Raw genomic sequence first — 13138 nt, 5'->3', positions numbered from 1 at the left:
TTGATGTTTACCATTCGCCGTTCGATCATCGCCGCCACTGCGCTCGCTGTCTTGTCCGGCTGCGCGACGCAGAATCCTTACGACAATCAGGGGCAGGCACAGAATTCCGGCGGCGTGAGCAAGACCGCCAAATACGGTGGTCTGGGTGCGCTGGCCGGTGCCGTCGCTGGTGCGGCCATCGACCACAACAACCGCGGCAAGGGAGCGCTGATCGGCGCCGCTGTGGTCGGCGCTGGCGCGGCCGGATACGGTTATTACGCCGACAAGCAGGAAGCCGCGCTACGCGCGAGCATGGCCAACACGGGTGTTGAAGTGCAGCGTGAGGGCGACAATATCAAGCTGGTCATGCCAGGCAACATCACGTTCGCTACCGACTCCTCGGCGATTGCCAGCAGCTTCTATTCGCCTCTGAATAACCTGGCCGGGTCGCTGAAGCAATACAACCAGAACGTGATCGAAATCGTCGGTTACACCGACAGCACCGGCAGCCGCCAGCACAACATGGATCTGTCGCAACAGCGCGCACAGAGCGTGGCGACTTATCTGACGTCGCAAGGGGTGGACGCTTCCCACCTGTCGGTCCGCGGTGCCGGTCCGGACTCGCCAATTGCGAGCAACGCCGACGTCAACGGCCGCGCTCAGAACCGCCGGGTAGAGGTCAACCTCAAGCCGATTCCCGGTCAGCAGTATCAGCAGCAGTAATAAGTTGCTGGTAATACCCCGAAACCCCGACCTTTGTGTCGGGGTTTTTATTTCTGGTCGATGCGGGTTTCTGTGGGAGCGAAATTTCGCGAGATGCCGTTACAGACGACAGATTGCGCAGGATGTACCGCCGTCTCGCGAATGAATTTGCTCCCGCAGGGGCGCTTCATTCGACGTTATTCAACCAGGATAACGCTCATGCATCTGGCCCAGCAGCACATCCTTCTCTTCCCATAGCCGATTGATCCACCGCTGAAATTCGGTTCGATAGGCCTCGTCCTGATCGTAGCTCTTGCCAATGAACTGCTGAGGAATCTGCACTTGCTCGAAATGCGCGACCACCTCGCGAACCCTGCCGCACAGCAAATCCCAGTAACCCGGCTGGCCAGCGGGATAGTGAATGGTCACGTTGATGATGGATTCCAGCTGCTCGCCCATGGCGTCCAGCACGAAGGCAATGCCGCCCGCTTTGGGCTTGAGCAGGTAGCGAAACGGTGAGTTCTGCTGGGCGTGTTTGCCTTTGGTGAAGCGCGTGCCTTCCGCGAAGTTAAAGATCCCTACCGGATTGTTGCGAAACTTCGCGCAGATACGGCGGGTGGTTTCCAGGTCCTTGCCTTTCTTTTCCGGATGCTTGGTCAGATACGCCTTGCTGTAACGCTTCATGAACGGGAAGCCCAGCGCCCACCATGCGAGACCGATCACCGGGACCCAGATCAGCTCCTGCTTGAGGAAGAACTTCAGCGGACGAACGCGTCGGTTCAACACGTACTGCAAGACCATGATGTCGACCCAGCTCTGGTGGTTGCTGGTCACCAGATACGAGTGCTGATAGTCCAGACTTTCCAGGCCGCTCAGATGCCAGCGGGTGTGGCCGAGCAGGTTCATCCAAGCGTTGTTGTTGCTGATCCAGGCCTCATGAATATGGCTCATCAGCCAGTCCATAACCTTCTGCGCAGCGGGGAAGGGCAGGCACAGTTTGAAGATCGCGACGATGAACAGCGGTGTGCAGCAGACAATCGTATTGAGCGCCAACAGCAGCGAGGCGATGACGCCGCGCAAGGGGGCGGGCAAAAAATCCATGGGGGATCGAACTCCGAAGGTAAGACAGCCGCCGGTGAGTTCCCGGCGGCGTTATTGTGGTTAAAGGCTATTGCAGGCCAACTTCACTGAGGCAAGGTTGCCGCCTGAATCGCGGTGAGGGCGATGGTGTAGACGATGTCGTCGACCTGAGCCCCGCGCGGCAGGTCGTTGACCGGCTTGCGCAGCCCTTGCAGCATCGGGCCCAGGCTTACGCAGTCCGCACTGCGTTGCACTGCCTTGTACGTGGTGTTGCCAGTATTGAGGTCAGGAAAGACGAACACGTTGGCGCGGCCGGCGACCGGGCTGTCCGGCGCCAGTTGCCGCGCCACATTTTCGTTGGCCGCTGCGTCGTATTGCAGCGGACCATCAATCAACAGACCGCGCTGGGTTTCCTGCGCCAGTTGCGTGGCTTCACGAACCTTTTCCACTTCCTCGCCACTGGCCGAATTGCCACTGGAATAGCTGATCATCGCCACCCGTGGCGACAGGCCGAAGGCAACGGCCGAATCAGCGCTCTGCACGGCGATTTCTGCCAGTTCCTGAGCGGTCGGATGCGGGTTCATGATGCAGTCACCGTAGACCAGCACCTGCTCGGGGAACAGCATGAAAAACACCGAGGACACCAAGGTGCAGCCCGGCGCGGTCTTGATCAGTTGCAGGGCCGGGCGGATGGTGTTGGCGGTGGAATGAACCACCCCGGACACCAGACCATCGACCTCATCGAGCGCCAGCATCATGGTGCCAATCACCACCGGGTCTTCCAGTTGTTGCTCGGCCATCGGCGCGTTGAGACTCTTGTTTCGACGCAGATCGACCATCGGCCCCACATAGCGCTCGCGGATATCATCCGGGTCAAGGATTTCCAGCCCCGGTGGCAGTTCAATGCCTTGGGCGCGAGCGACTGCCTGCACCTCTTCGGGTTTGGCCAGCAGCACACAGCGTGCAATGCCTCGGGCCTGACAGATCGCCGCTGCCTGGACGGTCAGCGGCTCTGCGCCCTCGGGCAAGACAATGCGCTTATTCGCCGCTTGCGCCCTTTGGATCAACTGATAACGGAACACGGCCGGAGACAGGCGCATCTCACGCGGCGTGCCGCACCGTTGATGCAGCCAGTTGGCGTCCAGGTGACTGGCAACGAAATCAGTGATGATTTCCGCGCGCTCGCGGTCGTCGATCGGGATCTCCTTGTTCAATTGATTGAGCTGGTTGGCGGTGTCGTACGACCCAGTGCTGACCGACAATACCGGCAGACCGGCCTGCAACGCGCCACGGCACAGGTCCATGATGCGCGGGTCGGGGAGGGTGTCGCTGGTCAGCAACAGACCGGCCAGCGGCACCCCGTTCAGGGTTGCCAGGCTTACGGCGAGAATGATGTCGTCGCGATCCCCCGGCGTTACTACCAGTACGCCCGGTTTGAGCAATTGCAGGGTGTTGAGTACCGTGCGCGCGCAGATGATGATTTTCGACATGCGCCGCTGTTCGTAATCGCCAGCGTTGATCACCTGCGCGCCCAGCAGGTCCGCGACGTCACGGGTGCGCGGAGCATTGAGGTCCGCCTGAAACGGGATGCAGCCCAGCAGGCGGAAATCACCGCTGCGCAGCAACGGGGAATGTTCTTTCAGACGCGCTGAGAAGACCTCCATGCTTTCATCGGTGCGCACCTTGTTGAGGATCACGCCCAGCACTTTCGGGTCTTTCGGGCCTCCGAACATCTGCGCCTGCAACTCCACTCGGCCGGAAAGCTCGGTGAGCACTTCGTTTTCCGGCGCCGAAACCAGAATCACTTCCGCATCCAGCGCCTTGGCCATGTGCAGGTTGACCCGCGCGGCATAACTGGCGCTGCGGGTAGGCACCATGCCTTCGACAATCAATACATCGCGACCAACCGAGGCTTGCTGGTAAAGATTGATGATTTCTTCCAGCAACTCATCCAGTTGACCTTCGCCAAGCATACGTTCGACATGGGCCAAAGCCAGTGGTTTGGGCGGCTTGAGCCCATGAGTGCGAGCGATCAGTTCGGTTGAGCGTTCAGGTCCAAGGTCGCCGGGATGAGGCTGGGCGATGGGTTTGAAAAAGCCGACTTTGAGTCCGGCGCGCTCCAGGGTGCGCACCAGCCCTAGGCTGATGGACGTCAAACCCACACCGAAGTCTGTGGGCGCGATAAAGAAAGTTTGCATGCGGGCTTCTCAAGGTGAGCGTGCAAAGGCCATGACATGGTTTTGTACGAAAAGTGGCTGCAGGCCGGGCGCCGTTGGTGCTACCCGCCATGCTGCGTTAAAAACAGGCTCGCCTGACCTTCGCTCGCCGACTTTTCTTACAAACCCGAGTCGCCAATGGACCGGATAAAACAGGACGCTGTTCAGCAGCAGCGTCTCAACGGGGCACAAGGTTATCGTTATCTGCCCCCTGTGCGCACCAGCCACAGCGAAAGGATTGCCCTATTTTTTCCTGTCGCTTGTGCGCATCGAGCACCCAGGCCCGCGACTGCCACGGCGGTAGATGGCGTAGATGCTGGGTGTGGCCGCAGGAGAGTTCGACGACCCAGTGTCGGTCCTCGTCCTGATGAAAGTTGATAATCATGATGTCGCTCTGAGGCAATAGAGGGTCGCGCAATCGGGGCCGTCCGTCTGAGTTGCGTTCGCTTTCGCGCGAGGGCTTGGTTAGACTTGGTCGCTCATATCTATTTGCAAAAGGTCTTGCCCCATGCCGATCGCCGCCAACAAGGCTGTCTCCATTGACTATACCCTGACCAATGACGCTGGTGAGGTCATCGACAGTTCTGCCGGCGGCGCGCCGCTGGTTTATCTGCAAGGCGCAGGTAACATCATTCCGGGTCTGGAAAAGGCACTGGAAGGCAAGGACGTCGGCGACGAGTTGAAAGTCGCCATCGAGCCTGAAGACGCCTACGGCGAATACTCGGCCGAACTGGTCAGCACCCTGAATCGCAGCATGTTCGAAGGTGTCGACGAGCTGGAAGTCGGTATGCAGTTCCACGCGTCCGCTCCGGATGGCCAGATGCAGATCGTCACCATCCGTGATCTGGACGGCGATGACGTAACTGTCGACGGCAACCACCCACTCGCCGGCCAGCGCCTGAATTTCCAGGTCAAGATCGTCGCCATCCGGGACGCCAGCGATGAAGAACTCGCTCACGGTCATGTGCATGGCGAAGGTGGCCATCAGCACTGATTTGTCCTGCTAAACTCAATTAGCCGGCCAGGCGTCCTCGCAGGCTGTGTGAAAACGGTTTTGTTTTCACGGCCTGACAGGGCGCCTTTTTGCGGCCAATGGTTTTTAGGGGGAGTTTCGTCATGAGTATATTTCACGACCTGAAATTAAAAGCTCTGGATGGCCAGGAACTGCCCCTCGCGCCACTCAAGGGCAAGGTGGTGTTGGTGGTCAATGTGGCCTCCAAATGTGGCCTCACGCCACAATATGCAGCGCTTGAAACCCTCTATCAGAAGTACAAGGACCGGGGCTTCAGTGTTCTGGGACTGCCGTGCAACCAGTTCGCAGGCCAGGAGCCGGGCACTCAGGAAGAGATTCAGCAATTCTGTTCGCTGAATTATGGCGTCACGTTCCCGCTAGGTGACAAGCTCGAAGTGAACGGCCCTCATCGTCACCGGCTTTATCAGATGTTGGCAGGCGAAGGTGCCGAGTTCCCGGGGGATATCACCTGGAACTTCGAAAAATTTCTCGTTGGGCAGGACGGTCGCGTCCTGGCTCGCTTCTCGCCACGTACCACGCCGGATGACCCTGCGGTGATTCAGGCGATCGAAAAAGCGCTGCATTGATAGTTGTCTTGACTGATCAGATCCTTCTCGATACTTGAATTCAGCCGCTGATCCCGGTGACAGCGAATTCATTCGCGAATGGGTCGTTCAGGCGCTGCATCTCTATCATCCTTCATGCCGTCTCGCGAATGAATTCGCTCCCACAGCAGGGGCGCATCTCCACCCCGCAACCTATTGATTCTTCACTTCGGCTTCTAAACCTTAATCACCTAAATCAATAGTGCTAGGCGTGGGGCTTCTGTCGGCTCATTCTGTATGACCTTCATAATATTTTCCTGTAGCCGAGGACATTTGCATGCCAGTCAAAGCCTTGTTCAAACCCTTTCACATGGGCAGCCTGGAATTACCGACGCGTGTAGTGATGGCGCCCATGACCCGTTCGTTCTCACCGGGTGGCGTGCCGAATTCAAAAGTCATCGAGTACTATCGCCGTCGCGCTGCCGCGGGTGTGGGTCTGATCATCACCGAAGGCACGACTGTCGGCCACAAGGCATCCAACGGCTATCCGAATGTGCCGCAGTTTTTCGGCGAAGCCGCGCTGGCGGGCTGGAAGAAAGTGGTCGAAGCCGTTCATGCCGAAGGCGGCAAGATCGTCCCTCAGCTCTGGCACGTGGGTGCTGTACGCCGGCTGGGCACCGAACCTGATGGGACCGTTCCGGCTTACGGCCCGACTGAAAAGCTCAAGGACGGCAACGTTGTCGTTCATGGCATGAGCAAGCAGGACATCGCCGACGTCATCACTGCTTTCGCCCAAGCCGCTAAAGATGCAAAAGCGATCGGCATGGATGGCGTGGAGATCCACGGCGCCCACGGCTATATCGTTGACCAGTTCTTCTGGGAAGGCACCAATCAGCGCACCGATGAATACGGCGGGGATCTGGCCCACCGTTCACGCTTTGCCATCGAGTTGATTGAGGCCGTACGTGCGGCTGTCGGCCCTGATTACCCAATCATCTTCCGCTATTCCCAGTGGAAGCAGCAGGACTACGCCGCGCGTCTGGTGCAGACGCCGGAGGAGTTGAGCGCTTTCCTCAAGCCGCTGTCTGACGCGGGTGTGGACATTTTCCATTGCTCGACGCGCCGTTTTTGGGAGCCTGAGTTCGAAGGTTCTGACCTGAACCTCGCCGGCTGGACCCGCAAACTCACCGGCAAACCGACTATCACCGTCGGCAGTGTCGGTCTGGACGGCGAATTCCTGCAGTTCATGGTCAATACCGACAAGGTCGCGCAACCGGCCAGCCTCGAAAACCTCCTCAAGCGCCTGAACGACGACGAATTCGATCTGGTGGCGGTAGGCCGCGCGCTGCTGGTCGATCCGGATTGGGCGATGAAGGTGCGTGATGGCCGCGAAGAAGACATCCTGCCGTTCAGCCGCGATGCGCTGGGTAAGCTTGAATAATTTGGCTGGGCCCTTCGATGCGTCCGGTTCTTTTTGAATGAACACACTGTAGGAGTGGGCTTGCTCACGAAGGCGTTGTGTCAGCCGACATCAAGGCATCTGACCTGACGCATTCGTGAGCAAGCTCACTCCCACAGATGGGGTGTTGGCAGAGAATGGCGCTAGACCCCCAACACCGTCCCGTCCCGCGTCTCGCTCGCCGCCCGCAAATAGCACTCGAGCGTTTCGATAACCCCGGCCCAACCTTGGCGACTCGCGTGCTGTCGTGCATTCAAACGCACTCGGCGCAGGGTTTCGTCGTCCTCCAGCATCCAGCGTGCGGCATCGATAAATCCTTCCTGATCCCCTGGCATCGCCACGGCGCCATTATGGCCATGACTGATATGCTGGGCCGCCGCCGCTTGGTCATATGCGACCACCCCCAACCCGCAAGCCAGTGCTTCGAGGACCACATTGTCGAAAGTCCCGGTCATGCTCGGAAACAGAAACAGATCCCCCGACGCATAATGCGTCGCCAGGGTATCGCCGCGTTGGGGCCCGCAGAAGATCGCATCAGGCAGTTGCTGCTGCAGCATCGCTCGCACCGGACCATCACCGACGATCACCAACCTGAACTTCTTTGCCGGATAGGCCGCCACCAGATTGTCGAAGGTGGTCTTGAGCAGGCCCAGGTTCTTTTCCGGCGCCAATCGCCCTACATGCAGAATCGCTATATCACCGGGCTCCAATCCCCAATTCTCGCGCAGAAAATTCGAGCGTCTGCACGGATTGAACAGCTGACAATCCACGCCCCGTGACAACAGTTCCAGCCGCTCGAAACCGCGTCGCGCAAGGTTGGTCTTCTGACTGATGCTCGGCACGAGCGTCGCATTCGAACGGTTGTGAAACCAGCGCAGATACGAAGTCAGCAAAAGGCTGACTACCCCCAGCCCATACTGATGCGAGTACTGCTGGAAGTTGGTGTGAAAGCCGCTGACGATCGCAATTCGCAGTCGCCGCGCTGCCCTCAGGGCAGACAGACCCAAAGGGCCTTCGGTAGCGATGTACAGCACGTCCGGCCGGTCGCGTTGCCAGCGGTGCAACAACTTGTGCACCGACGACTGACCCCACTGCAGCCCCGGATACCCCGGAATCGGCCAGCCACGACACAACATCAAATCCTCCCCGCAAGCGCGCGACTCGTCTTCACGCTGTCGCGGCCGAATCACCTCAACCCGATGCCCACGCAGGCGCAGCCCTTCGCACAGGTTGCTTAGCGTATTGGCGACGCCATTGATCTCGGGGGCGTACGTTTCAGTGATAAGAGTGATGTGCAAGGGTTTACTCATGACAGCCAGTTTCAGAGGCTGGCGTTGCGCTCGTGTGGCGGTTGGGTGATGGATTTGTGACGACTGCCAGCTCGTTTGGAATGACAAAATGGTGGATCAGTGGATGCGGCTCACTGTCAACGGGTGACGAGAATAGGAGTTCGTCCCCGCAACGTTTCAGCGGGGACAATCTCTCTCATATGCCAAGCATTTCTCTAAATCGAGTTGGCATGGTGTCGTGAAGGTTAAATATTTTTTCGAGAACTTCCACGGCAGGCGTTCCTCTGGATGTTTCTTCGCGATAAGGCTTTCGCATTGCTTCTGCATCGCACGACTGATTTGTTGAAAATACTTGTTGGTTTTAGAAGTTACCAGCTCACCAGTTAAAGAGTAACAGATGTTGGGTCGGTCAGAAAAATCCAGCAGCGGCGACCCCAGGGAGTTGTAAGTATAGTTGTGCGAGTTTTATTGCGGTCTTAGGGCTAGCTCTTGCTGCGTTCAATATATCGCTTCTAGCGCGTGCCAGTTCAACGTTCGAGTGGCCAAATCAGGTTTTGAAAAAAGTGTCTGATCTAGAATGTCCGAAAACGCTTTGGTCTGCGTCGCGTGGGCATTTTTATTTTTCAATGAGTTATCAATGCTATCGCTAATTCGTTGATTGGCTTCAATATGCATGTATACATCCTCGATGTAAAAGCGCGTACGCAGCGGTGATCAATGAACTCAACTGGCTGTGAACGGTACAATTCTCGACTTGCTAACCCGCTCCAGTGCTGCCGCCTCGGGGGTGTAGTGGGTTTGCACGGGATTGAAGCTGACCAGATTCAGATGGCAACGAGGTTTGACCTGTCTCGCAAGGTTTGCGGGCTCGGCTCTCAGTGTCTTCGAGGTGGCGGTTTCCACGGCCTCGGCCAGCGCCTGCATGAATTGAGGTGCGTTGGGCTCGGATTTGGGTTTTTGCGGCCGCAGAGACGATTGTGCGTGATTCGACGCGTTGACACGATTCGATTCCATGACATGAACTCCCAGTGATGAAAACGCCCGAAGCGGGCATGCCCATGGTTAAACGGGAGCGATGTGGGATGTAGGGAAGACTTCTGTAGGATTGGTCCTGATTTTTTCGGTATTGATAAAAAGCCCGGATTCGCCTTTAGGATGCGCGTCTCCAACCATCCGAGGCATTGATGTGTCTGACGTTTTTTATACCCCGCCCGTGGCGCAATTGAGCGAGAGAAATGACAACGACGCGGTATTTTTTACCGTGTCGCTCCGTAAGCTGGCAATCATGCTGATCCTGACCTCCGGGCTTTATGGCCTTTATTGGTGTTTCAGGAACTGGACCGCGTACAAGTCGTATTCGGGGCGACCCGTTTGGCCAGTCGCCCGCTGTGTGCTGGGCCTTGTGTACCTGCCTTCGCTTTTCGCCAAAATCAATCGTGCGTTGAAAGACCAGGGAAAAGCGGGCATGCCCTATTGGGCTTTTTACGCAGGCGGCATAATTTTTATCGCCCTCGCCCCGTCGCTCATCGGCTTTGTGGCTGGCTTGGTACAGGGCGTTGCCGGGCTTCCATACTCTGGGCCAGCCGCTCCAGTGCTGCTGATAGCTTCGACCGTTCCATTACTGCTTCAATCGGCGATCCTGGTCAGGGTGCAGTCTTTCATCAACAGGCTGAATAACGACCCTGCGGCAAACGAGAACTCCCATTTGACCCTTTGGAACGCGGTCTGGATGGTCATCGGCATCGTCTACTGGGGAGTTGGCGTGTTTATCGCCTTGAACATGGCGTCCGTTGCTGGATGATTCAAACAGCCTCATATCGAGGCCGTTTCATATCCGGTCAGCGTATCCGCTCCGCCAGCGTCTCCGCCCCACGCTCCCTCACCCAGAACAACGTCGCCCCAGCTACGGCCGCAGGCATCATCAGGATGTTGACCACCGGGATCAGCAGCACCAGATAGACAACCCCGCCAAAGCTCATGCTCTGCCAGCGTTTGGCGCGTAGCCAGGCGAGCATGTCTTGCCAGCTCATTTTGTGGTTGTCAGCGGGGTAGTCGATGTACTGGATGGCCATCATCCACACGCCGAACAGCAGCCAGAGAGGCGCGGCGATGATGTTGACCATGGGGATCCACGACAGGATGAACAGGCCGATGGCCCGCGGCAGGAAGTAGCCGAGTTTGCGCATCTCGCGGCTCAGGGTGCGGGGGATCATTTCGATCAGTTCGCCCCAACTGAAGGCGGGAAAATCATCGGTGCCGCGCAGTACCACTTCGACTTTTTCAGAGAGGAAACCGTTGAAAGGCGCGGCGATGACATTGGCGATCATGGTGAAGGTGAAAAACACCATCAGCACCAGCAGAACCACGAACAGCGGCCAGAGGATGTAATTGAGGAAGCTCAGCCAACTGGGCAAGGTCGGCATCAACGAGTCGAGCCAGAGGCTGAATTCGTGACCGGCGAAATAGATCAGCGCACTAAATAGCACAAGATTGATGGTCAGCGGCATCAGGACGAACAAGCGCAGGCCAGGGCTGCAGACCAGTTTCAGACCCTCGCGCAAGTATTGCGGGCCGGACAGAGCGGGTGCGGGCATGTGGGCCTCCAAACGATGAAAACGCGCCGACCTTACCGGCTTTGTGACAAAGGCGGAAGCTGGATCAATGCCGTGACATTCGCCGAAACAATCAGGTGGCGGTAAAGTCTACCGACAACAGGCGGGCCGCAGCTTCCCGGAATAGGGGCAGCCTATGAGCTGGATAATGAAACGATATTTCCTTAATCTTCGCTGCCCCGATAAGCTTGCGGGCACTTTTAAACCTATTCCCATTCACTTTGAACCTTCAAGGAGTCGTCATGAGCGTTCTGGTAAACAAACAAGCCCCTGATTTCACAGCAGCGGCAGTCTTGGGTGACGGTTCGATCGTCGACAGCTTCCAACTGTCTTCTCTGCGCGGCAAATATGTCGTGCTGTTTTTCTGGCCGCTGGATTTCACATTCGTGTGCCCATCGGAAATCATCGCGCACAACAACCGCATCGCCAAATTCCGTGAGTTGGGCGTTGAAGTGGTTGGCGTTTCCATCGATTCGCACTTCACTCACGCCGCATGGCGCAACACTCCGGTCGAGAAAGGCGGCATCGGTGAAGTCGAATTCACCATGGTTGCGGACATCAAGCACGAGATCACTCGCGCCTACGGCATCGAACACGACGACGGCGTGGCGCTGCGCGGTTCGTTCCTGATCGACAAGGCTGGTGTGGTTCAGCACCAGGTCGTGAACAACCTGCCACTGGGCCGCGATGTAGACGACATGGTGCGTCTGGTCGAAGCGCTGCAATTCACCGAAGAGCACGGCGAAGTCTGCCCTGCCGGCTGGCGTCCAGGCCAGAAAGGCATGAAGGCTGACGCTTCGGGCGTGGCGGACTACCTGGCTGAGAACGCCAAGAGCTTGTAATACCGTCGCTGCGATTTCGGTCGCAGCTTCAAGTTTTCAGGATGGGTGAGCGATTCTTCTCCAAGCGCGCTTGCCGATCCGTTTTATTTCAGCCGGTACGCCGGTTTAGACCACAGTAACTCCGACCACACATCACGATGGCCGGTCGATAGGAGTGTGTCATGTCTGATGTCCGTCATTCCCGAGTGATTATTCTCGGCTCCGGCCCTGCCGGTTACAGCGCTGCGGTCTATGCGGCCCGTGCCAACCTCAAGCCGCTGTTGATCACCGGCATGCAGGCTGGTGGTCAATTGACCACCACTACCGAAGTCGACAACTGGCCGGGCGACCCCCATGGCCTGACCGGTCCGGTGCTGATGGAGCGCATGCGCGAACATGCCGAGCGTTTCGAGACCGAGATCGTATTCGATCACATCAACGCCGTTGATCTGGCTGGCAAACCGTTCAGCCTCAAGGGCGACAGCGGCACCTACACCTGTGATGCACTGATCATCGCCACCGGCGCCAGCGCTCGCTACCTGGGCCTGCCGTCTGAAGAAGCGTTCATGGGCAAGGGCGTATCGGCCTGCGCGACGTGCGACGGTTTCTTCTATCGCAACAAGCCTGTGGCTGTCATTGGCGGTGGCAATACCGCTGTGGAAGAGGCGCTCTACCTGGCCAACATCGCCAGCAAAGTGACCTTGGTTCATCGTCGCGACACGTTCCGCGCCGAGAAGATCCTGATCGACAAGCTGCACGCACGTGTGGCTGAAGGCAAGATCGAGCTCAAGCTCAACGCAACGCTGGATGAAGTGTTGGGCGATAACATGGGTGTGACCGGCGCACGTCTGAAGAACAACGATGGCAGTGCTTCGGAGCTGAAAGTCGACGGCGTGTTCATCGCCATCGGCCACACTCCGAATACGTCGTTGTTCGAAGGCCAGTTGGCGTTGAAAGACGGCTACATGGTAGTTCAGGGCGGTCGTGAAGGTAATGCGACGGCCACCAGCGTTGAAGGCGTGTTCGCGGCGGGCGACGTGGCTGACCACGTGTACCGCCAGGCTATCACCTCGGCTGGCGCAGGCTGCATGGCGGCACTGGACGTAGAGCGTTACCTGGACGGCCTGGTAAACGCTTCGTTCTGATCAGGTGCACCAAAACGAAAAACCGGCTCAAGAGCCGGTTTTTTTGTGTCTGCGCAAAGCGAGATTTGCGATTCAAACCTGTGGGAGAAATCCGGGAACTGCTTCGCCTGCTCGGGGTGTTTGCTCTTGGTGACTACACCTGCCGAGTAGAGTGTCATCGGCGGTTCAAGCTACCGATTACCGTAGGCGTGTTGCACGTCGATGGGCGCGATGTGCGCGGGGAGTTGGTTGAGCTGGATCTTGGTGGCTGATGAACAACACCTGTAGGAGCGAATTCA

The 13138-nt window shown here is 57.7% G+C and carries 14 protein-coding genes; 7 read left to right on the top strand and 7 right to left on the bottom strand.

Features of this window, described 5'->3' with window-relative positions:
- Positions 1 to 3 precede the first annotated feature (3 nt).
- On the top strand, positions 4 to 702 hold the full coding sequence (locus ACRER8_RS17565) for an OmpA family protein (protein ID WP_431747494.1): 699 nt from the start codon (positions 4 to 6) through the stop codon (positions 700 to 702).
- Positions 703 to 882: 180 nt separating this feature from the next.
- Here the strand turns inward: ACRER8_RS17565 and ACRER8_RS17560 are convergent, their stop codons facing one another.
- The 3 genes from ACRER8_RS17560 to ACRER8_RS17550 all read right to left on the bottom strand — a co-directional run bounded on the left by ACRER8_RS17560 (position 883) and on the right by ACRER8_RS17550 (position 4395).
- Positions 883 to 1782 (bottom strand): acyltransferase, encoded by a 900-nt coding sequence (locus tag ACRER8_RS17560; RefSeq protein WP_431747493.1) that lies wholly within the window; start codon positions 1780 to 1782, stop codon positions 883 to 885.
- Between the two features lie 83 nt (positions 1783 to 1865).
- Complete coding sequence (gene pta, locus ACRER8_RS17555) at positions 1866 to 3959, bottom strand: phosphate acetyltransferase (protein ID WP_431747492.1); 2094 nt, start codon at positions 3957 to 3959, stop codon at positions 1866 to 1868.
- A gap of 196 nt (positions 3960 to 4155) precedes the next feature.
- Positions 4156 to 4395: a DUF3565 domain-containing protein gene (locus ACRER8_RS17550; RefSeq protein WP_431747491.1), complete on the bottom strand. Its 240-nt coding sequence runs from the start codon at positions 4393 to 4395 to the stop codon at positions 4156 to 4158.
- 90 nt (positions 4396 to 4485) lie between these two features.
- On the opposite strand from ACRER8_RS17550, the gene ACRER8_RS17545 reads away from it, so the two are divergent.
- The 3 genes from ACRER8_RS17545 to ACRER8_RS17535 all read left to right on the top strand — a co-directional run bounded on the left by ACRER8_RS17545 (position 4486) and on the right by ACRER8_RS17535 (position 6975).
- Entirely contained in the window at positions 4486 to 4971 is a 486-nt protein-coding gene (locus ACRER8_RS17545) for an FKBP-type peptidyl-prolyl cis-trans isomerase (RefSeq protein WP_431747490.1), read from the top strand.
- 122 nt (positions 4972 to 5093) lie between these two features.
- Complete coding sequence (locus tag ACRER8_RS17540; protein WP_431747489.1) at positions 5094 to 5576, top strand: glutathione peroxidase; 483 nt, start codon at positions 5094 to 5096, stop codon at positions 5574 to 5576.
- A 289-nt stretch (positions 5577 to 5865) separates the two neighbouring features.
- Positions 5866 to 6975 (top strand): NADH:flavin oxidoreductase, encoded by a 1110-nt coding sequence (locus ACRER8_RS17535; protein ID WP_431747503.1) that lies wholly within the window; start codon positions 5866 to 5868, stop codon positions 6973 to 6975.
- 161 nt (positions 6976 to 7136) lie between these two features.
- Here the strand turns inward: ACRER8_RS17535 and ACRER8_RS17530 are convergent, their stop codons facing one another.
- The 3 genes from ACRER8_RS17530 to ACRER8_RS17520 form a co-directional block, all read right to left on the bottom strand.
- Positions 7137 to 8303, bottom strand: a complete 1167-nt coding sequence (locus tag ACRER8_RS17530) for a glycosyltransferase family 4 protein (RefSeq protein WP_431747488.1) — start codon at positions 8301 to 8303, stop codon at positions 7137 to 7139.
- A gap of 477 nt (positions 8304 to 8780) precedes the next feature.
- Positions 8781 to 8957: a hypothetical protein gene (locus tag ACRER8_RS17525; protein ID WP_431747487.1), complete on the bottom strand. Its 177-nt coding sequence runs from the start codon at positions 8955 to 8957 to the stop codon at positions 8781 to 8783.
- Positions 8958 to 9005: 48 nt separating this feature from the next.
- Positions 9006 to 9296, bottom strand: coding sequence for a hypothetical protein (locus ACRER8_RS17520; RefSeq protein ID WP_431747486.1), 291 nt, complete (start codon positions 9294 to 9296; stop codon positions 9006 to 9008).
- Positions 9297 to 9468: 172 nt separating this feature from the next.
- Between ACRER8_RS17520 and ACRER8_RS17515 the strand changes: the two genes are divergently transcribed.
- Positions 9469 to 10083, top strand: coding sequence for a hypothetical protein (locus tag ACRER8_RS17515; protein WP_431747485.1), 615 nt, complete (start codon positions 9469 to 9471; stop codon positions 10081 to 10083).
- Positions 10084 to 10120: 37 nt separating this feature from the next.
- Here the strand turns inward: ACRER8_RS17515 and cysZ are convergent, their stop codons facing one another.
- Entirely contained in the window at positions 10121 to 10876 is a 756-nt protein-coding gene (cysZ, locus tag ACRER8_RS17510) for a sulfate transporter CysZ (protein ID WP_431747484.1), read from the bottom strand.
- A gap of 260 nt (positions 10877 to 11136) precedes the next feature.
- Here cysZ and ACRER8_RS17505 point away from each other — a divergent pair, with 260 nt between their 5' ends.
- On the top strand, positions 11137 to 11736 hold the full coding sequence (locus ACRER8_RS17505; RefSeq protein ID WP_110948155.1) for a peroxiredoxin: 600 nt from the start codon (positions 11137 to 11139) through the stop codon (positions 11734 to 11736).
- A 161-nt stretch (positions 11737 to 11897) separates the two neighbouring features.
- Positions 11898 to 12860 (top strand): thioredoxin-disulfide reductase, encoded by a 963-nt coding sequence (gene trxB, locus ACRER8_RS17500; RefSeq protein ID WP_431747483.1) that lies wholly within the window; start codon positions 11898 to 11900, stop codon positions 12858 to 12860.
- Positions 12861 to 13138: the final 278 nt, after the last annotated feature.

Source organism: Pseudomonas sp. (assembly GCF_050739935.1).
Taxonomy (GTDB): domain Bacteria; phylum Pseudomonadota; class Gammaproteobacteria; order Pseudomonadales; family Pseudomonadaceae; genus Aquipseudomonas.
This window is presented reverse-complemented; position numbering and strand designations above follow the sequence as displayed.